This is a genomic window from Streptomyces sp. NPDC044704 (assembly GCF_056433525.1).
Genome location: NZ_JBWKGY010000026.1, coordinates 53,178 through 75,530, shown reverse-complemented (window position 1 = coordinate 75,530; position 22,353 = coordinate 53,178). Strand labels below are relative to the sequence as shown.

Genomic DNA, 22,353 nt, shown 5'->3' with positions numbered 1-22,353 from the left:
CACCGACCCGCCAGCACCGGCCCGCACCACCCGCACCGGACCCGCACCACCGACGCCGCCACACCACACGCCACCACCCCGCCCAACCGCCACGCCGCCCGGCCGCCACGCCGCCACACCCCCAACCCACACCACCCCCGGACACCCCGACACCCCCCGAACACCACAAAGAAGCGACGACCACCCCCTGGTTGAAGCCGCATCCGGGGTCTGAACCTGGGGCTCCAAAACCAGCTGCCGCTCTGCGGAGCCGACCTCTACCGTGTGCACATGACGGACAGGAACTGGAACACCCGCGTTCCGCCCATGGACGAGATCGTGCGCAGCTGGGAGAAGCGGACCAGCGGCCATACACCCGAGTTCATCTCCCCCAACAGCAGCCTGGGGGCGGACGACCGTCTGTACTCGGAGTTCACGGTTTCGAGCGCGGCGTGGCACGGTCTGGTGACCGCCGTCGAGCACACCGGCTTCTTCTTCACGGCTCTGTCGGCGACGAAGACGATGTACCCGTCCGCGTACTACACGGTCCTGTGGACCGCGCTGCTGGGGGCGTCTCAGGCGGTGTGGGTTCTTGCTCCGGGCTCTCGGTCGGAGCGTCAGAAGCGTGCGCTCACGATCGCGGCCACGAACACCGAGGAGCGCCGCAAGTTCGTCAGCGACCTCCCCGCGGCGACCCCGGCACTTCGGGCACGTCGAGATGCGGAAGCCGCCAAGGAGCTTCAGAAGCTCCTCGACATCGACGCGGCGGCCCAGCAGCTCGGCTACCCCGCCGGCACCGGCTCGAAGTGGCGGCTTAATGCCACCGCCGTCATCAAGAAGGCGGCTGCCGTCGGCCTCGAAGAGAGCGTTCGGGACACCCCGCTGATGTTCTGGCGGATAACGAGCGGCCACGTCCACGGTCACGCCTATACGCGCTGGATGCAGATTGAGCTGGACAAGGTTCAGCACGCGGCCGACGGGACCATGTGGGCACGCGCCACTGCCGACCTCGACGACGTCGGACCGATCGCGGCGGCCTGCCTGATGCTGACCTCAGCCGCGTGGAAGCTGTGGGACGAACGCCGCGTCGACCACCGAACTCGGGAGAGGTTCACAGACATGTCCCACTTTCCCACCACCGATCATGACTACGTGCAGAGAGTGAGCCAGCACCCGCCGAGCTCGCTGCTGCCACTGATCGCGCAGGTCAGTTCCCGGCTGCCGACGAAGGCGGAATGGCCGCTGGATCAGAGCGGCTGGTACCGCCCGTGGGCGCTCGCCGATGTGGCCTGGATGTCTCTCGTTCGCAGCAGCGTCTTCCAGCACAAGAAGGCGAGCGGGGACGACCTGGCTGAGATCCTGGCCCAGTACGGGGCACTGGATGATCCGCTCCGCCACCTGCCCGTCGGCGAACGCCTTCAGGGCTATCTGCTGCGTATCGCGGGGCAGCAGTTCACGTGGCAGGAGGACGACTTCTCCGAGGTCGCCCGGAGCATCGCCCTCCTGAGCCAGACGCAGCCGAGCAAGCCGTTGGAGGTGCTGACGGAGGGCTGGGAGCAGGATCTTCTGGGGCACTCGCTGTCCGACCACGTGGCCCTCGGCCAGCTCCTCTTCACGGCCGCGATCAACCGGCAGGGCCGGTTCGATCTGGCGTGGATGCCCGAGGACGAACTCGCCGTCTTCGACGACCTCACCACTCACCCGGCCCTCGTAGAGGCGGTCGAACGGCACTTCGCCACGAGCGCCGCGGAGGAGAAGGAGCGGCTTCAGCGTGGCTTGATCTCCGCTGATCCCCTGCTGCGCCGGTACAACCCGAACCCGTTGCGGGCGCGGCCTCTGGTGCGCGGCTACGGGTGCGACTACCTGATCCCGGTGACGCCCGCGGTGCTGGGCAAGGTCAGTCCGATGGGCCTGTACTACACGGGACATGAGCACTACAAGGAGCGGGACGACGAGGGCAAGACCTTCCTCGCTTTCACGCGGGACCTGGGCGAGCTGTTCGAGCAGTACGTGGGCCGGAACCTCCGTCTCCTCCCGGGCGCCGAAGTCCATTCGGAGATCGCCTACGGGAAGAACGGGGAGAAGACCACCGACTGGATCGTGGTCCTTCCCGGGCTGATCCTGCTGGTGGAGGCCAAAGCCTTCCGGCCGACCGCCGACCTCCGGCTGGGGTCGCAGCAGACCTTCGAGAAGGAGCTCAATCAGAAGCTGGGCAAGGCCATCGGCAAGCAGATCCCCACCACTGCGGACCTGATCCGAAAGCGGCACCCGCGGCTCGCGCACCTGCCCGGCAATCTGCCGGTGTTCGGGATCGTGGTGACCATGGAGCCGTACCACCTGGTCAACACTCCCTGGTTCCGCGCCGAGCTGCCGGCCACGGACGTGCCCACGGTGGTCGCCGCGTGCAGCGAGCTGGAGGACGCGGTCGTCGCCTCCGGCCCTGGCCTGGAGGCCGGGATCCTCGCCCACATCGAGCAGCCCCCGTCCGACGGGTGGTCCCTGCGTGCCCTGGCCGGGGAGCGAACCGCGATCAACCCGATCCTGGCACAGGCCTGGGAGGCCCTTACCTGGGGTGCACCGGCACCAGCGGAGGATCCGGCCTCCTGAAGGCGGCTACTTCCTCAGCTGACGAGGCTGCTGGCCCCGGTGTCGAGGCCACGAACGGCACCTTTACCGCAGTAGTCCCCGGGCTCTCCAGCAGGGCATTCACCAATCCGAGGTCAGCACGACGCGGGCGGCCATGGCACGGTCCGCCTCGGTCGTGTGGACGAACATTGCCGTCAGGGCGCCTGCGGCGATCAGGGGATTCAGCTCCTCGGCGAGGGCTCGGTGGTAGAGGATGAGCGCCGCCTCCAGCGGGGCGTCAGTGTCACCCGCAGCTTCGACACCAGCTCGTAGCCCTGCCCACACGAAAGGAACGGTAGACGACGAGATCCAGGGCTGCATAAGGACCTGCAACGAGAACGCCCGGAGGTTGCGCTGCCTGTACGCGGCCAGCGTGGCCCGATGAAGACCGCCGTACGCAGCGCTGATCCATCCAGCGGCTTCCTGCGGAAGACTGCCAACGACGCGGGAAGCGGCGTCAAGGGCAAAGGCGGCCGTCTCCTTGGCATCGGCCCAGGCTGAGGGACGTGAAAGAGCCACGGCGACGGCCCTGGCCTGCCAGCCGTCGGCCAGCGCTGCGGCATGGTAGATGTCAGCGGAGAACGGGATGTCTACGTAGTGGTTCCGCAGCAGCTCGGCCTTGGTCAGAAGCGCTTCCTCTGGCGTAGTAAGGCCGGCACTAACGCGAGCGTCGAGGAGCGCGAGGGTGCCGAAGGTGGCCACCCCTTCGGACCGCGCGACGGCTCGCAGAACCCGGTCGTCGCACCATAGGAAGAGGCCGGACTCCTTTGCGTGGTCGAGGGCCGTCAGCCACTGCGTATTGCGCCTGTGGACGGACAACTGCCGCAGGCTGCGGAGTTCCGGCCGGGGCACCCGTGGCATCGCCCGGAGAATCTCGACAAGACGCGACGCGGCAGTCCGCATCTGGGCGATGCTATCGGCGGAAGTGGTACGGACAGCTGGTCGTGCATCGCCCTCGTCCCAGGTGAGCACCATGTCGGAGCGCAGGGCGAGTGATTCCTGAGCGTGCAATGCGTCGGCGAGTAGCTGATCGGTCGTCACGAGTGAACGAGGGTGACCCATGAGCTGTTCGGCCACGCCCGGTTCCAGGAGAGCGAGGGTGACTGCGGCACTCGTGTCCACGACCACTCGTCCTGTGCGGCTGGCTTGCACGGCTTCGGCCTCTGCGGGATCGGTTACGGCGTCAGCGGCGTAGACGTGCGGGCGTTCGGCGGAAGGCCGCAGCAGGATTTCGGCGTAGCTACGGCCGGAGGACAGCACGAGCATGCCAGCAGGCAATTCACCGGCGGCGGTCCTGCTGTGGAGCTCCTTCGCGTTCTCGTGAGACCGGCGTAGTTCTTCAGCGATGTTCTTGAGGGGGTTGTCCTCGGGTCCAATCTCGACGGCGCGAAAGGCGGTGTTGTCGGGGAAGCGTTCGAGGTATGCGGCGGTAGCGGTGCGGAGCTGCTCCGCGTCGTGGTCGGAGAGCGACGGTGCAGGCTGGACGGCACGCCAGTGCAGGTTGGCCAGGATCTTCCCGATCAGGTCGCTGTCGTCCCGCCAGCGCTGTGCCAAGGCGAGGGCCCGTCCGGTGAAGTGCGGGTCGGCGCTGAAGCGTGCACCAAGCATGACCCACAGGGCCGTCTCGTCCGCGATGCGCGGATCCAGTGGTTGTCCTTGCCCACCCGTGGTGAGAGCCTGCCACGCCTGGTCGAATAGGCTGCGGAGCGCGTAGCACTTGACCAGGGCCCAGCGGGCATCGACGTCCAAGGGGTCGAGTTCGAGCAGGTGCAGGGCCGCGTCTGTGGCACGGTCGACACGTCCGTCGGCGGATTCGGCATCGACGAGGAGCGCGTACATGCGCCCTTGCCCTGCCCAGCCGGGTCCAGCCATCCTCAATGCTTCCTGCGCGCACTCACGGGCCTGCAAGTGATCCTTGGTCGCCAGGAACAGGCTCGCGGCCATGGCCATAAGCCGCGCGTCGTTCCACTCTGCGGAACCGTCTCTGAGCGTCTCGGCCGCCAGAGCGATGTCTCCGGTGCGGTGGTAGCGCTCGGCGAGCGCAACCACGATCACCGGGCTCTTGGTGACGTGGGCGCGCAGCACGCTCAGCGGATCACTCCCCTCAGAGTGCAGGGCACGGGCGAGCAGTCTGAGTTCCTGGACGCGCTCGCCGAAGCGGGGTTCGAGGTGGCTCAGGTCGGGCAGGTCTGCACCACTTGAAGCCAGGCCGGATGCGGCTGTGAATTGTTCACCCGCCGTGATGGCGGCTTCCCATGCCGCCTGCCAAAGCTGCGGAACGTTCGCGGCATCAGGAGCGTTTCCCTTCTTTGATTCCGCGAGAACCGCCGCTGCGTGCGCGCGTGCGAACCCCAGGGGCATGCACTGCACCAGTTCCTCGGCCTCCCGCCACCGCCCCGTCATGGCCGCGACCAGGGACGTCTGCGTGCTCATACGGGGGTCTTCTGCCTCATGCGGCTCAGCTTCCCCTTCCGGCGCCGGCCGGGCCAGCTTCCATGCCAAGGCCAAGTCGTCGCTCACCACGGCCGCCTGTACAGCGAGCACGGCTGCTTCGGTGCTGTCACCCGACCAGGTCCGGCGGCTGTTCCTGGCTCGGAGGGCGACGGCCAAGGCCTCTTGGGCGGCACCGACCCTAGTCGTGGTGCGGCTGTTGGGGGCGTGTTCCAGAAGCGAGGCGGCCAGGGTTATTGCGAGGCCACTGGAGGCTTCGTCGGCCTCTCGCAACCTGGCCAGTGCCTCCTCCGACCGCTGGAGGTTAAGCAGCGCTTTGGCCTCCATGTTGGTCTTCACTGCGGCTGCTCGTGCGTGGTGCGGTTCCCACTGTCTGAGATCCACCAAGCCCTGCTCCCACGCTCCGTCGAGAAAGCCACGGAAAGCTGCCAGGAGAGGAGACGAACCACTGTATCCATGCGTGTCGAGGTAGCGGCGTGCTTCTTCCTCCATGCCGTTCTCTTCTTGGAGCGCCGCCAGCATCGTGTAGTAGTCCCTGGGGTGGCCCCCTTCTCGCAGGCATATTTCGAAGAAGTGCCGGGACGCACTAGATGCGTCGTAGTCGGCAGCGAGGTGTCCTAGCCAGGCAAAGGCACCAGCGGGGGCATCCTCAAGCCACACCGGATGGGCGTCAGCCCACTGCCGCAGAACAGCGCCGCGCTGCCGCCCCGCGGGAGACAGGATCTCCATGCATTTCGTTATGCCGGGCCAGGACGCGGCCAGGACGAGCGCCTCCTCGGCGGCCCAAGGACTGAGCGTACCCACGGTTTGCTCAAGACTATTGCGACCTCGCACGTCCTGCTGGAGCTCCCGGATCTGCTCCCTGGTCTTCCGTCCCTCCTCCTTCGTGGTCTGCAGCCCCCAACTGCCGACGACAAGGGCCGCTGCCGCGGGGTCGTCGGCACGAACCGACTCTTCCATCACCATCCACAACACCTGCAGCGCATTGCGACGGCATTCCTCATCGCTCTCGCCGGGCACCACGAAGGCGAGACGTCGGGCCGCCTGATCCAGTGATGCCTCACTGCAGTCGCGCATTTGCGCTCCGGTGTCCTTGCGCGCCAGCCAGATGCGCAGCGACTTGGCCGTCACTGGAATTCCGGCCTCAGCAGCCCGCTTGGCCGCAGCACGAGCCACCCTGGGCCTGCGAATGACCTTCATGAAACCGCTCAGCGCAAGCTTGCTAGCCCACGGTATGAAGGCCCTCGCCAACACTGCGGAAGTAACAAGAGCCATGGGTCCTCCCCGACGCGGCACAGGGTCACATACCCCCGGCATCTCACAGACGGACCCTATCGCTGCGGTCTGACAACGAGTCCCGCACTGCGTTGCCGTTCCGGCGTGAGGAGGCTTGCACGGCGCGCACTTCGCAGTCACTCGTGAGTGGCCTACTGCCTGGCAGGACTCACGCCGCCCCGCGCCCAAGACCTGCACCCACTCAAGCTCGAAGAGCGATTGACGGTAGGCACCTGCTTCTAAACCGCTGAGTTGGCTCCGAAGCTCCGCACCCGGGAGGCTATCGTCTGGTGTCCCGGTGGCTGTCCACGTGCGGACCGCCACCGCCACGAGCTGTCCAGCCTGGCCTGGTGAGAGCCCCCTCGCTGGGGCCGATCGGGCGGAGAAGGCCTCAGGGGTGGCGGCAGCCGTTCACGTACCGGCGGGCGGCCGCCTCGCTCGTGCCGAGCGCGGTCGCGACCCTCTCCATCGAGATCCGGCCGACCTGAACCGCCAACGCCGCGTCCGCACCCACCACCCCGGGCATGATGTACCTGAGGTCCGCGAGAGCCTTCAGCGCCACGAGCGGATCCTTCACCGCGGCGGTTTCCAGGTTCTCCAGCAGGGCTCCCCGCAGCAGGGCGGCCTTCGGCCGGCCGAACCGGCCGTCGTACGCATGCCACTCTGTCGACGACGGCATGTGACCGCCGCTGCCCACGTCGAAGTACACCGGCCCCGGCTCGCTGCAAGGACCGGGGTGAGCCTGAGCCCGTGCCTCCGCGGCCTTCCGCGCGGTGCGTTGGCCCGCTCCCGCGTTCCTGCGGGCTGTCGCGGAGAATATGGCGGCGGCCGGTTTCCCGGTCAGAGGATCTGAAAGTCCTGCTGAAGCGGCAGCGCACTCCGGCGAAGGCGGCCGGCGCGCCGCTCGGCCCCGGAGTTGCCGAGGCGGCCTGGGCAATCCGCCGGTCGCTCGCGCTCTTGTAAGGGGTGTGCTCCGGCACTCGATGGAGTGGACCTGCTGCGCACACAACAACCGGCCAGCCACCGCGCAGGTTCGCCGAGCATGAGCGACGAGAGCGTGATCACGATCGAGATCCGGGGCCACGAGAAGGCTGCGCTCGAAGCGGCGCATCGGATCTCGACCCTGTTCCTGTCGAGCGGGCCGTGCGGGCTGCGGCGTACTCCGGGGGTGGACGAGGTAAGTGTGCTGGTACACACGGACGTCGACCGAGGGCCGGACGAAGGTGGGTATCTCGACCCGGAAACCGCCGAGCTCTTGGCGGCTGATCGTCCGCGGTCCTGACGGAACTTGTTCGGCGCGCCTGGCTCACATTCGGCTGCCCATGGATATCGTGCGAGTGCAGCCGTGGAGGATGACCGGCTGGTGGCCTGCGGATCTGCCCGGACAGCCCCGTACACGCGCCCAAGGGTGTGATACCCAGTCACCTCCCCGCATGCTGACCGCCGACCAGATGCCAACGCATCGATCGTCTTCGTCCGGCTGCGGTCCGGGACGCGCCCGAACGGAACTCGTCATGCCGTACAGCCGTGACAAGGCTGCCCTCGCCCTGTGCCACGAGAGGCTTCGGATCCCCGACAACTACCTGCGACAAATGCGTCAGCGCAACGGCCGCATCAGTCTGGATGCCGAAGCGCCGGGCCAGCAACAGTTCCAGGGGCTGCTGTTCGAATGCTTCTTCAGCCGCGGCGCCGAGCACCCCTTCGATCTGGGGGGCGGCCGGACCTTTCCCGGGCTGCTGTCCTACTTGGGCTGGGTTGCCCCCCAACCCGACCGGATCGTCCTCCAGGCCAACACGGCCGCCCGCGTCACCAGCTACCTCCTCCCCTACGTCGGGACCTTCACCGACCAGTCCTACGAGGTGTCGGGCATCCCCGGCCTCCGCCTGGAACGGATCACCCCAAAGGCGCTGCTCCTGAACCACCTACCGACCGGTGGCCGACTGGAGGTACGCGAAACCAGCGGCAAAATCTCCCTCCAGGACATGCACAACCTCCTGGACAACGAAGTCCGGATTGCACGCTCCCGCAACGAGACGAATGACCGGCGGACACCGGCATGGACGCAGGACCAGCTGACGCCCGGCGAAGTTGCAATGGCCCACCACTGGGCCCCCTCCTCCACCACCGCGTTGCGCAGCGCACTCCTGGCCCGGGCCTACCTCTGGTGGAACATCCCTCGCCACGGGGCGTATCTCGCACCCGCCCGCCGGACCAACACCGACCGCTGCCTGCGCTGGGCCAGCGGCAGCACCACGGCCGAGATCGGCAGCCTGCTGACCGACAGCCCCCTCAAGATCCCCACCGCACGATTCACCCCGCCCATCAACTGCTTCGACGTCGGCCTCATTCACCATGGCGACGGCATCCTGGAACTCCGCGATCATGTACATCAAGAGGCGACCTGTCTCGGGGCGCACCGCTTTCCGCCGCGGGAGCCCGTGTGATCGTGGCGGGGCATCCACCGCCCAGACATTAGCCTGGCCCCCGGCCGCAGGCGCGTTTCTGCGGTGAACCGGCTCACCCAGCAGGGTGAGCCGTCCCAACCCGACTCGATCCGGCGGTGGGTGACCCGGTATCACCTGCCTCATGATCAAGAATCTGCGTCGGGGCCTGCTGGCCACCGCTCTCGCCTTCGCTGTGCTCGCCCCGGCTTCGCCCGCCCAGGCCGATGAGGTCACGCTCATGGACGGGATCGCCGCGCTGCCGGTCGCCGAGGAGATTCGCGAGGGCTACAAGCGGGAGTTGTACCCGCACTGGAAGGACGACGACAAGAACGGCTGCACCGCCCGCAACGACGTCCTCATCGCCGAAGCAATCGAAGCGCCCACCGTGGGCGCCGGCTGCGCCCTCACCGGCGGGGTCTGGCACTCCTACTACGACGACGTCCTCGTCCAGGGACCGTCCGGCGTTGACATCGACCACCTCATCCCGCTCGCCGAAGTCCACGACAGCGGCGGGTACGGCTGGACCACCGAACGCCGCCGCCGCTACGCCAACGACCTCGGCTCCGACGTCACGCTCGTCGGCGTCTCCGCCCGCTCCAACCGACAGAAGTCCGACCAGGACCCGGCCACCTGGATGCCCATGACCGCCGTGCACTGCCGCTACCTCGGTGAATGGGTGGGCACCAAGCACCGCTGGGCCCTCGCCGTTGACCAGGCCGAGCGGGAGGCACTCCTGCGGTACGCGGCGTCCTGCCCCAACGCCCGCATCACCTACGACCCCGCCGCCTGAACCCGATCCCAGCCCGGCCGCGGGGCGGGTGACGCCGCCTCCGCCCTGCGGCCGGGCAGGTCGGAGGCGGGACGGATGCTCCCCCCAGGCGGCGGACGGCATCGTGCGCAGGCGGCCGGACCTGCAACCCTGGTGCAGACGGGTCAGTGGAAGCCCGAGTGGAGGTGGATTCCCTCGGCTTGGTGGGTCAGCTCCGCACGGGGTTGAGGCTGTCGAGCCTTCCCTGGATCCGGGTGAGGAGGGTTTCGACGTGGCCCTCCACGTGCCAGTCCGCCTCGGCGTACATGCGCAGGAGGCCCGCGATGATGCCGGCCTCGGCCTCGGTGATCAGGGGAAGGACGGGTCCGGGGGTTTGCATGAGGTCCTCGATGACGGTCAGGTAGGCGCTTTCCTCGGGTTCCATCTCGGCGCGAAGTTCGGTCGCGATCTTCTTGCGCATCGGCCGTGAGGGGATGCGGGGGCCGGCCGGGTCCATCTCGAAGCTGTGTCCGCCCCGGTGGTGGTGGGCGAGGGTGCAGTCGTCGTCGGGGTCGGCGGGATGGGTTTCGGGGCAGGGCTGCATCGGGTGGAGCCGTCGGTCGGTCCGTTCGCCCCGAATGGTCAAGGGCTGACCGTGCGGTGCCCACACCAGCCACCACAGCTGCTCACCGTCGGCCTGGGCCAGGGCGAAGTGCACCCCTTGATGACCGTGCTGGAGTTCGCAGGCAAGGCGTTCGACCATCTCGTGGGCCGGCTCCTCCAGCCCGTCCAGGAAAGCCGTCTCGACAGGGGACAACTTCGTGATGTCGTCGCACAGCGGCAGGAGTTCACTCATGCAGGCACCGTAGGCCGCTCCCCGACAGCATTGTCCCGAACGAGGGGAACGCTGCGCGGGTGACGAGCCGGCTGGTATCCGGTACTCCTTTCCAGTTCATGCGCGGAGGTAGTCGAGCACGTACGCGCGGGCGGCCGCCTCGCTGGTGCCGAGCGCGGCCGCGACCGTCGCCATCGGAATGTCCGTGGCGCGTAGAGCGGTGGCGGCGTCGTGCCCCGCTTCGGCGATCATGTGACGGAGGTCCGCCAATGCTTTCAGCGCGACGAGGGGATCCTTCACCGCTGCTTCGACCAGGTCGTTGCTCAGCGCGGTGAGGATCGCGAGGAGCGGCCCCGGCAGCGGCACCGCCGCATCCCTCACGACGGTGCGGTGGGCGTGGTAGTCGGCGTACGGACCGGTGAGGTCGATGTCCGCTTCGTACAGGGGCTGCCGGGCGTCGAGTGTTGTCCAGTCGAGGGGGTAGTGGGCTGTGGCCCTCCAGCCGCACGAGCAGGCTCCCCGCAGTACCGCCGCGCGGGGGCGACCGTGGCGGCCGTCGTAGGCGCGCCACTCGGTCGAGGACGGCATGTGTCCGCCGCTGCCCACGTCGAAGTAGACCGGGCCCGGCTCGGATCCGTCCTGCAGCAGTACTCCGACAAAGCCCTCGTGGGCCGCCCCGAGATTCCTCAGTACCCGATCCACCACGCCCGCCTCCGCTCGCCGCAACCACGGCTTTCGGGCACCTGGATGCGCTGCCGTCAGCCCGCCCGCCTCAGACTGCCGCACTCGTTCGGGTCCCGTGGGCGGATCGCGCTCAGAACGCCACGCATCGGTGGGACAGGTCGGCGGATTTCGATGGTCGTGGGCCCGGGAATCCGAACGGCGATTCCGTCCGGTGCCGGCACGGATGGTCATCGGCGCTGTTACGTCCGCGAAAGCCTCGGTGCGGGGAAAGGGCTCGGAGACCGTGTCCGCGGGAGGGTTCGCCGCGGCTTCGTCCCGGAGGTCATCCGATCTGACCAGGCAGTTGCTGTCTTCGCGAACAGTCGGACGGTCGGCCCGTCCGTTTGCCTGCAGGACCACGCATTGTGTGGCAGCGGCTCGGAACGTCCGGTCAAGAGCTGCTCACAGGTCATCAAACCGAGGCCGGGAAACCGTGGAGGAGCTGTGTGCACGTAGAGCTACCCCGTGAGCCCGTCCGGGTCGGGGTCCGTCGAGAAGGTGATGTGAGCGACGGACATGGAAATCCTGTCGGAGTCCACCCACACCTGCCGCTGGTCGTCCCTCACCAGTTCGGGCCTCACCAGGTGGTGGTCCTCCAGATCCAGGAGGTTGTCCCGTACGAGCTTGTCGTGCTTGTTGCCCGGACGGGTCAGCTTCCACAACTGGTCGGGCGTAGCCTTCTGGAAATCCCCAGTGCTTCCAGCAGCTCCCGGCGTCGAGGCTCGGTCGAAGTCCTCCGGTGCTCAGGACGCCTTGCTACATCTACACGAGGGTTGTCGGCGCTCCGACGACCCTCTGTCCGCTGGGCCTGACCTGCGGATATGCCCGATCCTTGGCGGCGGGGCCCGGAGGGGGTGATGGAGGGGTCCACGGAGGGGGTCTCTTCGGCCTGGTCAAGGGTCTGCGCGGGCCGGTCTACGGTGTTCGCCACGGGGTGCTCCTGGAGGTGGGGCGGGCCTATCCCGCCATTCACCTTCTGCAGGTGCGGATTTCGGCTCATGTGTGACGCCGACCTTGGAAAACCTCTCCGTCGTGACCGCATCGTGATCAACCGGGATGACCTGTCGCAATGAAGGTTGGGTGATTCTCAGGGAAGGTTGAGCGGCTGCCTCTGGCGGACTCGGTCCTTGTGGCGGGAGACGAGGCCCACCGCCGGTCAGCTGATCGGTGGCAGGAGGGGGACCCGCGTGGCGAGGAACTTCGGAGCCATCTCGCGGAAGCTGTCGCTGATCAGTTCCGCAAGCTCGGTCCAGTCGGTGTGGTCACCGAGAACGGCGGCGACGACGTTATGGCCCCAGTCGGCACGGAGGAACGGGAACCCACCGGCGGTCAGGCCGAGCAGGTCGTCGACGGGCACCCGAAAAGTCATCACGACCGGTTCCTGGTCTGCGGTCGCATACGAGGCGTAGACCGGGTAGCGATCCACGTCCGGCGTGTAGACATGGGCGAACGTCCGCGTACGGATCCGCCAGCGCACGCCGATCCAGGCTGGTTCCTCATACGACTCGGGCAGCTGCCGACAGATCGACCGCAACCGGTTCAGGATCTCCGGCGGCACGTCTCCAGGACTGGACATGGGCCGACACTAGCGACCGCCGGGGAATTCCGCGCCGGAAGCGGCTGGGCAGGGAAGCCCGCGGTCACCAAACTATGCGGACATCGTTGAAGCGGGACCGGTTGCCGTCGGAGTCACGCAGCGTCCAGCCGCGCAGGTTCACGGGCTGGCGAGTGGGTCGGACTGGAACGGCGACGACCGATGAGTTCCTTCATGATCTGCAGTCATAGACCGTGGAAGGTGCACACCGCGGCCACGAGAGCCGTCGTAGCGTGGACCGACCGCACCCGCCGGACACCGGACACCAAGGAACCCAGATGCGTACCCTGATCAGCACCGCCTTCGTATCTCTCGACGGCGTCATGGAAGCGCCGGGCGGCGAGCCCGGATACCGGAACTCCGGGTGGACCTTCAAGGACATCGAGTTCCTTCCCGAGGCCTACGAGATCAAAGGCCGCGAGCAGGCGGAAGCCGGCGCGCTCCTGCTGGGCCGCACCAGCTACCAGGCCTTCAGCCAGGTGTGGCCCGACATCGAGGACTTCGCCGGCTACAAGGTGATGCCGAAGTACGTCGTCTCCACCACTCTCACCGAGGGCGACCTGGTGACGAACTGGGGCGAGACGACGATCCTGCGCACCCTCGACGAGGTCGCCGCCCTGAAGGAGACCGAGGGCGGCCCGATCATCGTCCACGGCAGCGCCACCCTGAACCACGCGCTCTCGGACGCAGGCCTGATCGACAGGTACCACCTGATCGTCTTCCCGCTGCTGCTCGGCGCGGGCAAGCGGCTCTTCAGCACCACCGACAAGGACACCCAGAAGCTCAAGCTCGTCGAGCACGAGGCCTACGCCAACGGCCTGCAGAAGAACGTCCTCGACGTCGTCCGCTGACAAGTACCCCATACTCGCCGAGCACGCAGGGAACCACCCGACGCATCAGCGCAAGACGGCGGGCACAGCCGCAGGCCACACCTGGGGCCGCGCACGGGACCGCGTGGCGGACCACTCCGCCCGCAGCGCTTGGCGAGGCCGTGCCGCGCAGACGGGCCGGCCACGCCAGGGTGACCCATAGGCCGCCGCGTCCCGCGCGGGTCCGGTCGAGGAGGCGCACCTCTCCCTGTACCGCCACCGCCTCGGCCCCCGGACGGTCAGCCGGCGCAGGGTCGCGCCGAACTCCTGCGCGCCGAGGGCGGTGAGGGCGTCGGCGTCCTCGTCGGTGGACCAGCCCGACAGCCGATCGTCCCCGGCGACGTCGTCGGCCAGGGTCAGCACCGGGTCGTCGAGCCGGAACGTCCGCGTGCCGCCGCCGGAGCGGGTCATCAGGAGGGAAGCCACGGGGGTTCGGGTGGGTGCCTCGATCTTGCCGTGTGCCAGCAGCCATGCGATCACTGCCGTCCGGCCGAACTCCGGGTGAACGTCGCTCCCGCCGACCGGGGCCGGGAAGTCGCTGTGGCGACGGCGCCACTGGACCACCGCGGCCCGCCCCACCCGGGCGATCCGCGCCACCGCCGCCAACAACAGCCGGTAGCCGTCCGGGTCGACCGGGTCGAGGCCGGCGAGCGGGGAGCGGCGGCCGTCCGCGACGGTGCGCGCCGCCCGCCAGTCCACCCCCGGCCACACCACCGGCAGCAGGGCCACCTCCCGGGCGTTGTAGAAGGGGACGGCGGTGAGGCCGCCCTGCTTCTTGAAGTCGATTTGGACCGACCCCGCCGGGCTTGATGTACCCGCGCCGCACCAGGACGTCGAAGTCGACCCGGCGAACACCGAGGCGGACGGCGGACTGATCGGGGCCCAGGGGCACGTGCCGGTCCAGTAGGGCCGGTAGGTCCCGGCAGCGGCCGAGGGCGGCGACCTGATCCGGGCCCACGGTCGCAGCCTGGCGGTGGGCGGTCGGTACCGGATCCCTCGGACACCACCGCATGCGGAGGCCGGGCCGGGTCATCGGGCTGCGAGCAGGCCGAGGCAGGCGACGACCAGGGCCACGGCCGTCCCGGCCGCCGTGAGCGGCGCAACGAGGACCGGGTGGCGGTGGACGACGTAACCCATGCCGCCCGCCAGGAGCAGCGTGACGAGGACCAGGAGCAGCAGGACGGCCAAGGCGAGCGAGGACACGGGGTTCCCTTCGTCATCGCATGCCGAAGCTCGGCATGCGGGTGGGGGTGGAGCGTCAGCGGGCCGGATGTCGGACGTCCCGGGCCCACCGGACAGCAGAGTGCGACGGGCAGGGGTTAGCCCCACAAGCCCGTCGCCACGTCAGCACCTGATCACCCGACGGGGGCTCATTCAAGAGTTCGGCGGGATCCGGCCCCGGAACGCAGTGCGGCCCCGTAACACCATGGGTGTGCCGGGGCCGAAGTCTGTCCGGTCGTACTGCCCCATAGCGCTCTGGGCACCGGTCCTGACCCGCGCACCCATGTCGGCACGGACTGAACCCGACACTACCCAGACACAGCCCTCAGAGACCCGTACACGGCAACCCACGGACACAACCGCCAGGAACCCACGAACTCAACACAGCCAAGGCCAAGGAATCACCCACGAACAACAACCGGCACCAGACAGCGCGCCGGCTCAATTGGGCAGCCGGCCCAGCCGGTGGTGCGCCGCGGAGCCAGATCATCCTCGTCCCGGGACGACGCTCTGCTGCCGTGGGGCAGTCCGTCAGGCGCCGCCCCCTGCGGTTGCAGTCGATGCAACATCGTGGCGTCAGGTGCCATCAGCCGAGGCGAGAGTCGCTGTCGTCACCGGAGCAAGCGACGCCTACGCATCGCTGACCAGGCCGGAAAGGTCATGGGGCCGGGCGGAGTGATGCGCACGCCGCAACGCCTCGCCAGGCCAGCAGCCGGCGCGACGTCGCCGAGCGGGATCTGCCGGCCGCTGACCGGGCAGGCGGGCGCGGGAGTCACCATGGTCGTTGTCATTCGGGTCACTGGGTGGTGGGGGCAAGGAGGTCGGCGACCGGTGGAGCGTTGACGTCATTGCAGGCCTGGTAGCGGGTGGTGCCGTTGGCGTGCCACTGGTTGGAGCCGGCGACCCAGTCGCGGACTCCCTCCACGCACCGGTCGAGGTCCGCGCGGGCGGCCGGCCCCAGGCCCATTCCACGCGCCAGGCCGGGAAGGCGCTCGGCTATGGCCTCACGACCGCATCCAGTTTGCGAAGGCGTCGATGAGGCCGGTGTAGAAGCGTTCGCCCGGGACTGCGCCCGGGTTCTTGCTGGCGTCGTAAAAGGCGACGTTGGTGAAGGTCGCGGAGGCGGAGGCGTTGAGGTTTTTGTAAAAGGCGAGCTTGCCTCGGCCGAATCCGACGAAAAGCCAGAAGATCCCGAGCGAGGCGGTGTTCTGGAGCATGGAGCGGACCTCTGCTTTGTCCCAGGGCTCGTCGCCGACCTGGGTCACCACGAAGGCCGGGTCTGTGGCTCCGGACTCCTGATAGTGGCTGACGGCGCGGCGCATGGCCTCGGAAACGCTGCCCGAGCCCCAGTCGACCTGGGTGTGCAGCTGTCCGATACGGCCACGGTAGTTGTCCAGCCTGATCTCTTCCAGGAAGGGCTCGCGTCCGCTGGAGAAGATCACGGGCACCGTGCCGTCGTCGTCGAGGTTGGCCGAGAGAGCTAGAACGCGTTCGGCGAATGCCTGGACGGCGAAGGACTCGTAGAGCTCTTCCATGTGCCAGTCGTGATCCAGGATGAGGTAGACAGCAGCGTGCCGTCCGGTGATTCCTCGGTCGGCGAGGGCCTGGCTTGCCTGTCGCGCGGGTGCCAGCAAGCCCGGGGCCTGCCGCTCCAGCTTCGTCAAATCGACCACCGCGGCCCCGCCTGTTGTCCTGCGTGCCTGCGCAGGCAGCGGCACAGCCGAGGGTTCGGGGTCGACATCGACACCGTAGTCGGTTGCCAGTCCCGCAAGGCCGGAGGCATAGCCCTGTCCCACGGCCCGGATCTTCCAGTCGTTACCGCGCCGGTACAGCTCCGCCAGGACCACGACCGTCTCGCCCGACGCGAAGTCCGGCGCGGTGAACGACATCGCCGAAGAGCCGCTCTGGGTGATCGTCAGCTGGGGCGCTCGAGTGAAGACGGCACCGGGTTGCAGCGGATCAGCACTCGCGACAACCACGACACGGTGCACGTCGGCCGGCACGCGGGGAAGTTCCGCGGTAACCGCCGCACCCGCAACCGAGACACCGTCCTGGACCGGATGGTTGTAGAAGACCAGGTCGTGATCACCGCGAACCTTGCCGTCAGGACCGAGCAGCAGCGCGGACACATCCGCAGAGAGACCCTGAACAGCTACCGACAGCACCGTCCGCTCTGCCAGCAGCGCCGCGTTCTCTCCCTTGCGCAGCGACATCGTCTGCATCCCGCCCCCCTATTGATCACCAGGGAAGAAACGGTAGTCACCTATACACGGCTATGCCGCCCCTTTGCCGTATCCGACGTACCCTCCTTCCCGGGCCACACGGCCGAGGGCAAGGCGCCGCTACCCGAGCCAGACGATACTCAGGACGGACAAGCCCCGGGTGAGGCGGTTGACCACGTAGACGACGGACAGCTGCCCGACGGACGCCGCCCGGATGTCCTCACCCTCCGGGTCGCCGGCGTTCCACTGGGGCCAGCCCCACGGGGAGCGCACCGCGATGTCCAGGACATCGCGGACCATCTCCCGGGCTGGCTCGGGAAGCTCGACGAGGGTTTTCGCGGCCTGCTGGGACAGACGCACCGCCCAGGCTTGATCACTCACCCGCGGCTGCCGAGGACGTCGTCCAGGTCCACGAAGCCGGAGTCGTCGCGGCCGGAGTCCATGAACGCGTCGACGGCCGGGGCCGCGGCGACACGCAACTGCCAGCTCCGCACAACCTCATGCAACGGGGTGAGAGTGAAGGAGTCGCGGGCGTCCTCCAGGGCCTTGGCCCAGTCCCGCTCGAACGTCGGCACCCACGTGTCTGCGCGGCGGTCGACGCGCAGCAGGGCACGGAGTTCGGCCGCAGCACCCGGCGCGGGCGCGTACGGCGGGACGGGGGTGTGGTCGGCGGGTTGGGCGCTCACGGGCTCCTCCAGGCAGGTAGTACCGCCACGGTAGCCGCCACGACGGTAGACGGAACAGGTCTGGGTGGACGAGGGTGGTGAGTCGCGGCTCCCCTGAGGCCGGCTGAGGGTGCCGGTGATCGCGTCAACGAGCGTCTCAGTGCTGTCCCTCCTTCTGATCTTGGTCCTTCTCTGCACTTCACTCGATCAGGGGGCGGCGTGCGTGCTAACGGTGGCGGAGCTGGACGGTGCGAAGGATCAAGCCGGTCAGGTCGCCGGGTATTCAGCCCTTGCTCACCAGACGGGGGGCAGGCTGGGCCGGCCTGCACGGACGTAGTCCCGGTACTCGTCACCAGCCATTCCCTGGTTGACCCATCGGTCACGGCCTGCGCCGAGCCTCTCCTCGGCGAAGGTCATGGCCGCCAGGGGGTCATCGACAACGGCGATCTGGCGGCCGAAGTCTTCTTCCCCGTCCTCGTGCTCGAAGGGCGGGAACTCGACCAGGTCGTAGGAGTTCTCACCACCGATGTCTTGGGCCACGTGAAGCACCAGGACGAAGCTACCGGCTGTGGGCCGCAACTCGGCCCATTGGATCCCTGGAACTTCCGGGGTCCCGGCCGCTCCCAGAAACTGCTCGATCGAACGACCACGCCGGAGGGCGGTGAGGGCGAATGCTTCGACGAGGTAGCGCATTCGTGCACGCTAGACGTTGCCGAGACTTCTGAACACTGTTGATCACTGACTGCGCGGTCGAGGCAGCCCCAGTGCGACAACCGGACGTCGAGTGAGCCTGGCCGCCTCGGCCTGCTTCGTCCGCAGAAACGTCAGCGTCAGATCGATCCCGTCAACCTCCCCGCGCCACTGTTCCTCCTCCGCCTTCTTCCGACGCAGGAGAAGGTCCTTCTCGATCTCTGCGAGCCGGGACAGCATCTTTGGGTTGACCTGCAGCATTAGGCAGCGGATGCAGGCTTCTCTGAACCAGTAACTACGGTCCGTTGAGGCAGTCGGCAAACCTGTGGCACATGAGTACCGTCCCGGGCCAGGATGCGGCTATGCGTGATGTCCAGAGCGATCCCGAGTTGCAGGATCTGGTTCGGCGGTTCGTCACGCCTGATCGGCGATACCTTCGGTTGGGCGGGAGCGTTTTCCGGTTGAGCCCGGTCGAGCGCTCCGCGTTTGTGCGGGATCTGGCTCAGGCTGCGTACGAAATCACTCCGGCGGAGCTCGGCGTCCTCTTCGAGGGTGGATGGCGCGAGCGCAAGACTGCCGCCTGGCTGGTTGCTGTGGCCCACAGGTCCGAGTTCCGCGAGCTCATAGGCCGGCTCCTGCTGGCCAGCGAGGGGCCGTATGCGGGCGCGGCATACTGCGTCGCCCTTGCGAAGTTCGGTACTGCAGCGGATGCCGAACTGCTCAGCGCATACCTTGATCACTACCTGTCGCGTCCCGACCTCGACTACGACCAGGCAGTCGTCCTTGGGACGCTTCTGTACCTCGATGAGTTTCTCGGCTCCGAGTACACGACACGGTTCCTTGCCCCGGCCGGTCCCTGGGACCGATGGTGACTGTCGGCAGGCCGTGCAGCAACTGTGCGCTTTCGTCGACGAGACGGCTGAGGTCTTCGCCTCGCTGGCCTGCGGGAGCTGATCATGACCGAGCGGGACATCATCCTCAACGAACTCGCCCAAGGACTGCGCCCGATGTCACAGGGCATCGAGTGGTTCGACACCCACAGCCCGGAGGAGCAGGCCGAGATACTCCTGTTCCTGCGCCACCACTGCGTGCAGGCGCGCGCCGTCACCGAAGACGGACCGGAGAGCATCCGACGTGCCGGGCTGCGCCCGACGCACACCCCGGCGGTCTTGATCACCTGCGGCCCGATCGACCAGCAACTGGGGAAGATCGCCGGCCTCACCCCTGTCGACGAACGACGCAAGGCGTTCCGGCTACTGGTCGAGGTCCTCGCGGTCGCAGACGAACGGCGCCGCGAACGCTTCTGCTCCGGCGGATGCGGTCACTGGTGGCACAACCTGCCCGTCGCCGACGGGTGAGGACGAGTCCCCCGCCGCTGGCCTCCGCCCCTGGACTCCATGTGCGGCAAGACGGACTGACGGCAGTGTTCATGCGCTCGTGTCGTGGGCGGCGGAGCCGATCACCGCGCTCAGGGCCTGCAAGGCGTCATCGTATTGGTGGCGGTCGAACTGGAACGGACCGAATGCCACGTAGTCGCGGGTCTTGCGGTGGGGTTGCTCGAAGGCGTCCCAGGTTACGAGATCCGCTGTCGCGGTGATGCGGGCCATGAGCGGCCAGCACCCCCACTCACCGCATTCACAACTGGCTTTGTACGTCAGTAGCGAGAGCGCATGTCGGTCGGGGGCGAGAGCACCGGTTTCCCCGTGAGAGTGATGTCGTCGAGTTTTGGGTTCTGGCACAGATCTTGGGGAGTCGTCGCGGAGCGTCACCTCGATGTTCGATTGCGAGGGGGCGTTTCGTGTGAGACCGCGTACGCCTTGCCGTCTGACCGCCAGAAGTGACGCTCCCTCAGGTTCTTGCCGGTCGATGCTGTGGTCGGTTGTGGGCGGTGATGGTGCTGGTCATGCAGACCGATGCACCGTTCTGGGACTCGCTGGTGTTCGCCGGGTTCGACGAGGTGGATGTCGAGGCGGTTACGGCGGCGTTCGGTGTGGTCGAGGTGGGGGCGAGAGGCCGCGCGGCCGGGGCGGCGTGTCCGGGCTGCGGGTGCTTCTCGGGCCGGGTCCACGGCCGTTACCAACGCCTGCTGAAGGATCTTCCGCTCGCTGAGCAGGGCTTTGTGATCCGGCTGACGGTCCGGCGCTTCATCTGCGGTTCGGCGGACTGCCCGCGCCGGACGTTCGCCGAGCCGTTCTCCCGGCTGGCCGCTCCGCACGCACGGTTCACGACCCGGCTCAACCATGCCCTGGAGCGAGTGGGTCTCGCGCTGGCGGGGCGGGCCGGCGCTCGGCTGGCTGCCCAGCTGGGCTTCGCCGCGGGCCGGATGACCTTGATACGCAGGGTCATGGCATTGCCCGACCCACAGTTCGACACCCCGCGCGTGCTGGGCGTGGACGACTTCGCCATCCGCCGCGGCCACTGCTCACGCCGGGCGATTGCCCGGCACCTGGGCTGGGGCCTCAACACCGTCCTTCGGTACGCGAACGCCGCACGCTGGCAGGACACCATCCGCGAGAACCGGCCCCGACCCAGCAGGCTGGACCCCTACAAGCCTCGCCTGGAGCGACGCTTCGCCGAAGGATGCACCAGCGTCACCCACCTCCACAGCGAACTCGTCGCCGACAACGCACCTGTCACCTACCAGATGGTCCGCGCCCACATCGCCACCCTGCGCGGGGCTCCGGCCGGCGCTCCGGTGCGGCCGCCAACGGTGCGGCAGGTGACCGGCTGGCTCACTCGACACCCCACGACCCTGACCGAGGCAGACCGGGCTGGCCTGAAGGAGGTCCTGGCCCGCTGCCCCGAACTGGACACAGCCGCGAGGCACGTCCGCGACTTCGGCGAGATACTCACCGACCGCCTCGGCTCCACACTCCCCACCTGGATCGACGCAGTCGACACCAGCCAGCTACCCGGCCTCACCGGCTTCGCACTCCGCCTGCACCGAGACCTCGACGCCGTGACAGCCGGCCTCACGCTCGACTGGAGCTCCGGCAGCATCGAGGGCGCCGTCAACCGCATCAAGAAAATCAAGCGACAGCTCTACGGCCGCGCCGGCTTCGAACTACTCCGCAAGATCATCCTTCTCCAGTAGCACCTCGCGATGTTCCCCCAAGAACTGCGCGAGAACCGGATAGTGGGAACCCCTGCTGCGGCCGGCATATAGCCAGTGCATGCAGGTGCTCAGCCGTGGCAGGATGGCCTCATGTTGATCCGAAAGGGCGATGCCGCGTAGGCGTCCCAAGGCCGTCCGCGCAGAGCGGTGGCGGCCACGATGGCAGTATCCGGTCCTGAGGGTCCCCGGTGTGTCCGCGCGGACGCGTGCAGCGGTTCGCCAGGTCGAAGATCAGGAGATGTGGCCCAACGCGGTCGCCAATGCGCTCTCGTGTTTCGAGTGGGCCTTTAGGGAGCCCAGACGGTACCTGGACGCCTCCGCGTTCGATTCGCCCGGGGTGGGAGATGCCCGTGATGACCTGGAGTGGGCGATGCGGCACCTTCCACCCGGAGCCAAACGAGACTTGGGCCGATTGATCACACGTATCGATGAGGAACTCGAGCACCGCACCTTGCCCGATCCCAACTACCTTGAGTGGGCGATGACGTGCTGGTGGTGGACCAGAACGCCTGATCGCTGACGGCCCCAGTGTCATAGCCCCTCCGCTTCGTTCGAACGGTTCGTCACCCTCCGCGACGGCTCCCCAAGATCTGTGCCAGAACCCGCTACTGACGTACAAAGCCAGGACGTCCGCCGCCCCTGGGAGAGACCGGTGGAACCGAACAGGCTCACCCCGGCCCGGGTTCGCCGGGGGTTCAGAAACCTCCGCCCCCACCTGCCCTGTCCGGCCCATGCACCCAAACCCACCCGGCCCGGCCCCGGCAGACCCCTCGGCTCGAAAAACCAGCGACCCGCCACCCGCTACGACGTGGGCAAAACGGCCAAGCGACCCGAGAGCATCATCGAACGGAACCGAGCCAGACCCTGACGAGGCCATGGGAGACCGCTTGTTTCAAC

The 22,353-nt window shown here is 67.9% G+C and carries 23 protein-coding genes and 1 pseudogene; 9 read left to right on the top strand and 15 right to left on the bottom strand.

The window, feature by feature from the left end; translation table 11 throughout:
* Nucleotides 1–270: 270 nt before the first annotated feature.
* The gene (locus tag AC07B0_RS36460; protein WP_469383149.1) at nt 271–2,586 is read left to right on the top strand and encodes a hypothetical protein; all 2,316 of its coding nucleotides are present in this window, start codon (nt 271–273) and stop codon (nt 2,584–2,586) included.
* Between the two features lie 99 nt (nt 2,587–2,685).
* Here the strand turns inward: AC07B0_RS36460 and AC07B0_RS36455 are convergent, their stop codons facing one another.
* Both AC07B0_RS36455 and AC07B0_RS36450 read right to left on the bottom strand, forming a co-directional pair.
* Complete coding sequence (locus tag AC07B0_RS36455) at nt 2,686–6,330, bottom strand: PIN domain-containing protein (protein WP_469383150.1); 3,645 nt, start codon at nt 6,328–6,330, stop codon at nt 2,686–2,688.
* Nucleotides 6,331–6,721: 391 nt separating this feature from the next.
* Nucleotides 6,722–7,009 (bottom strand): hypothetical protein, encoded by a 288-nt coding sequence (locus AC07B0_RS36450; protein WP_469383151.1) that lies wholly within the window; start codon nt 7,007–7,009, stop codon nt 6,722–6,724.
* A 363-nt stretch (nt 7,010–7,372) separates the two neighbouring features.
* Between AC07B0_RS36450 and AC07B0_RS36445 the strand changes: the two genes are divergently transcribed.
* The 3 genes from AC07B0_RS36445 to AC07B0_RS36435 all read left to right on the top strand — a co-directional run bounded on the left by AC07B0_RS36445 (nt 7,373) and on the right by AC07B0_RS36435 (nt 9,564).
* Complete coding sequence (locus AC07B0_RS36445; RefSeq protein WP_469383152.1) at nt 7,373–7,612, top strand: hypothetical protein; 240 nt, start codon at nt 7,373–7,375, stop codon at nt 7,610–7,612.
* A gap of 151 nt (nt 7,613–7,763) precedes the next feature.
* Entirely contained in the window at nt 7,764–8,774 is a 1,011-nt protein-coding gene (locus AC07B0_RS36440) for a hypothetical protein (protein ID WP_469383153.1), read from the top strand.
* Nucleotides 8,775–8,916: 142 nt separating this feature from the next.
* Nucleotides 8,917–9,564, top strand: a complete 648-nt coding sequence (locus AC07B0_RS36435; protein WP_469383154.1) for an HNH endonuclease family protein — start codon at nt 8,917–8,919, stop codon at nt 9,562–9,564.
* Nucleotides 9,565–9,751: 187 nt separating this feature from the next.
* Here the strand turns inward: AC07B0_RS36435 and AC07B0_RS36430 are convergent, their stop codons facing one another.
* The 4 genes from AC07B0_RS36430 to AC07B0_RS36415 form a co-directional block, all read right to left on the bottom strand.
* Nucleotides 9,752–10,378, bottom strand: a complete 627-nt coding sequence (locus tag AC07B0_RS36430; RefSeq protein WP_469383157.1) for a hypothetical protein — start codon at nt 10,376–10,378, stop codon at nt 9,752–9,754.
* A 96-nt stretch (nt 10,379–10,474) separates the two neighbouring features.
* Entirely contained in the window at nt 10,475–11,062 is a 588-nt protein-coding gene (locus tag AC07B0_RS36425) for a hypothetical protein (RefSeq protein WP_469383159.1), read from the bottom strand.
* A 476-nt stretch (nt 11,063–11,538) separates the two neighbouring features.
* The gene (locus tag AC07B0_RS36420; RefSeq protein ID WP_469383160.1) at nt 11,539–11,742 is read right to left on the bottom strand and encodes a hypothetical protein; all 204 of its coding nucleotides are present in this window, start codon (nt 11,740–11,742) and stop codon (nt 11,539–11,541) included.
* A gap of 494 nt (nt 11,743–12,236) precedes the next feature.
* Nucleotides 12,237–12,656, bottom strand: a complete 420-nt coding sequence (locus AC07B0_RS36415; RefSeq protein ID WP_469383162.1) for an MmcQ/YjbR family DNA-binding protein — start codon at nt 12,654–12,656, stop codon at nt 12,237–12,239.
* A 296-nt stretch (nt 12,657–12,952) separates the two neighbouring features.
* Between AC07B0_RS36415 and AC07B0_RS36410 the strand changes: the two genes are divergently transcribed.
* Nucleotides 12,953–13,525, top strand: coding sequence for a dihydrofolate reductase family protein (locus tag AC07B0_RS36410; RefSeq protein ID WP_469383164.1), 573 nt, complete (start codon nt 12,953–12,955; stop codon nt 13,523–13,525).
* Between the two features lie 45 nt (nt 13,526–13,570).
* Here AC07B0_RS36410 and AC07B0_RS36405 read toward each other — a convergent pair whose 3' ends face one another.
* From AC07B0_RS36405 to AC07B0_RS36370, 8 genes are all read right to left on the bottom strand, one after another.
* Complete coding sequence (locus AC07B0_RS36405) at nt 13,571–14,398, bottom strand: hypothetical protein (RefSeq protein WP_469383166.1); 828 nt, start codon at nt 14,396–14,398, stop codon at nt 13,571–13,573.
* Between the two features lie 174 nt (nt 14,399–14,572).
* Complete coding sequence (locus AC07B0_RS36400) at nt 14,573–14,746, bottom strand: hypothetical protein (protein WP_469383168.1); 174 nt, start codon at nt 14,744–14,746, stop codon at nt 14,573–14,575.
* An 814-nt stretch (nt 14,747–15,560) separates the two neighbouring features.
* A complete protein-coding gene (locus AC07B0_RS36395; RefSeq protein ID WP_469383170.1) occupies nt 15,561–15,731 on the bottom strand; it encodes a hypothetical protein in 171 nt (56 codons plus the stop codon).
* Between the two features lie 37 nt (nt 15,732–15,768).
* Nucleotides 15,769–16,986, bottom strand: a complete 1,218-nt coding sequence (locus tag AC07B0_RS36390; RefSeq protein ID WP_469383172.1) for a VWA domain-containing protein — start codon at nt 16,984–16,986, stop codon at nt 15,769–15,771.
* A 120-nt stretch (nt 16,987–17,106) separates the two neighbouring features.
* Entirely contained in the window at nt 17,107–17,367 is a 261-nt protein-coding gene (locus tag AC07B0_RS36385; protein WP_469383174.1) for a hypothetical protein, read from the bottom strand.
* Entirely contained in the window at nt 17,364–17,672 is a 309-nt protein-coding gene (locus AC07B0_RS36380; protein ID WP_469383176.1) for a DUF6247 family protein, read from the bottom strand. The genes AC07B0_RS36385 and AC07B0_RS36380 overlap by 4 nt, the downstream gene beginning before the upstream one ends.
* A 273-nt stretch (nt 17,673–17,945) precedes the next feature.
* Complete coding sequence (locus tag AC07B0_RS36375; RefSeq protein WP_469383178.1) at nt 17,946–18,344, bottom strand: hypothetical protein; 399 nt, start codon at nt 18,342–18,344, stop codon at nt 17,946–17,948.
* A 42-nt stretch (nt 18,345–18,386) separates the two neighbouring features.
* Nucleotides 18,387–18,602 (bottom strand): recombinase, encoded by a 216-nt coding sequence (locus AC07B0_RS36370; protein WP_469383180.1) that lies wholly within the window; start codon nt 18,600–18,602, stop codon nt 18,387–18,389.
* A gap of 101 nt (nt 18,603–18,703) precedes the next feature.
* On the opposite strand from AC07B0_RS36370, the gene AC07B0_RS36365 reads away from it, so the two are divergent.
* Nucleotides 18,704–19,213 (top strand): DUF6000 family protein, encoded by a 510-nt coding sequence (locus AC07B0_RS36365; RefSeq protein ID WP_469383181.1) that lies wholly within the window; start codon nt 18,704–18,706, stop codon nt 19,211–19,213.
* A gap of 84 nt (nt 19,214–19,297) precedes the next feature.
* Nucleotides 19,298–19,699, top strand: a complete 402-nt coding sequence (locus AC07B0_RS36360; RefSeq protein ID WP_108999122.1) for a DUF5958 family protein — start codon at nt 19,298–19,300, stop codon at nt 19,697–19,699.
* 69 nt (nt 19,700–19,768) lie between these two features.
* Here AC07B0_RS36360 and AC07B0_RS36355 read toward each other — a convergent pair whose 3' ends face one another.
* Complete coding sequence (locus AC07B0_RS36355) at nt 19,769–19,948, bottom strand: hypothetical protein (RefSeq protein ID WP_469383184.1); 180 nt, start codon at nt 19,946–19,948, stop codon at nt 19,769–19,771.
* 296 nt (nt 19,949–20,244) lie between these two features.
* Between AC07B0_RS36355 and AC07B0_RS36350 the strand changes: the two genes are divergently transcribed.
* Both AC07B0_RS36350 and AC07B0_RS36345 read left to right on the top strand, forming a co-directional pair.
* A complete protein-coding gene (locus AC07B0_RS36350) occupies nt 20,245–21,435 on the top strand; it encodes a transposase family protein (protein WP_469383186.1) in 1,191 nt (396 codons plus the stop codon).
* Between the two features lie 646 nt (nt 21,436–22,081).
* Nucleotides 22,082–22,324, top strand: a pseudogene (locus tag AC07B0_RS36345) (NF041680 family putative transposase); the annotation flags it as partial.
* Nucleotides 22,325–22,353: the final 29 nt, after the last annotated feature.

Coding starts and splice junctions, on each gene's coding strand:
- AC07B0_RS36460 (WP_469383149.1), top strand. CDS start 271: ATGACGGACAGGAACTGGAACACCCGCGTTCCGCCCATGGACGAGATC.
- AC07B0_RS36455 (WP_469383150.1), bottom strand. CDS start 6,330: ATGGCTCTTGTTACTTCCGCAGTGTTGGCGAGGGCCTTCATACCGTGG.
- AC07B0_RS36450 (WP_469383151.1), bottom strand. CDS start 7,009: ATGCCGTCGTCGACAGAGTGGCATGCGTACGACGGCCGGTTCGGCCGG.
- AC07B0_RS36445 (WP_469383152.1), top strand. CDS start 7,373: ATGAGCGACGAGAGCGTGATCACGATCGAGATCCGGGGCCACGAGAAG.
- AC07B0_RS36440 (WP_469383153.1), top strand. CDS start 7,764: ATGCTGACCGCCGACCAGATGCCAACGCATCGATCGTCTTCGTCCGGC.
- AC07B0_RS36435 (WP_469383154.1), top strand. CDS start 8,917: ATGATCAAGAATCTGCGTCGGGGCCTGCTGGCCACCGCTCTCGCCTTC.
- AC07B0_RS36430 (WP_469383157.1), bottom strand. CDS start 10,378: ATGAGTGAACTCCTGCCGCTGTGCGACGACATCACGAAGTTGTCCCCT.
- AC07B0_RS36415 (WP_469383162.1), bottom strand. CDS start 12,656: ATGTCCAGTCCTGGAGACGTGCCGCCGGAGATCCTGAACCGGTTGCGG.
- AC07B0_RS36410 (WP_469383164.1), top strand. CDS start 12,953: ATGCGTACCCTGATCAGCACCGCCTTCGTATCTCTCGACGGCGTCATG.
- AC07B0_RS36395 (WP_469383170.1), bottom strand. CDS start 15,731: ATGGGCCTGGGGCCGGCCGCCCGCGCGGACCTCGACCGGTGCGTGGAG.
- AC07B0_RS36390 (WP_469383172.1), bottom strand. CDS start 16,986: ATGCAGACGATGTCGCTGCGCAAGGGAGAGAACGCGGCGCTGCTGGCA.
- AC07B0_RS36375 (WP_469383178.1), bottom strand. CDS start 18,344: ATGCGCTACCTCGTCGAAGCATTCGCCCTCACCGCCCTCCGGCGTGGT.
- AC07B0_RS36370 (WP_469383180.1), bottom strand. CDS start 18,602: ATGCTGCAGGTCAACCCAAAGATGCTGTCCCGGCTCGCAGAGATCGAG.
- AC07B0_RS36365 (WP_469383181.1), top strand. CDS start 18,704: ATGCGTGATGTCCAGAGCGATCCCGAGTTGCAGGATCTGGTTCGGCGG.
- AC07B0_RS36360 (WP_108999122.1), top strand. CDS start 19,298: ATGACCGAGCGGGACATCATCCTCAACGAACTCGCCCAAGGACTGCGC.
- AC07B0_RS36355 (WP_469383184.1), bottom strand. CDS start 19,948: ATGGCCCGCATCACCGCGACAGCGGATCTCGTAACCTGGGACGCCTTC.
- AC07B0_RS36350 (WP_469383186.1), top strand. CDS start 20,245: ATGCAGACCGATGCACCGTTCTGGGACTCGCTGGTGTTCGCCGGGTTC.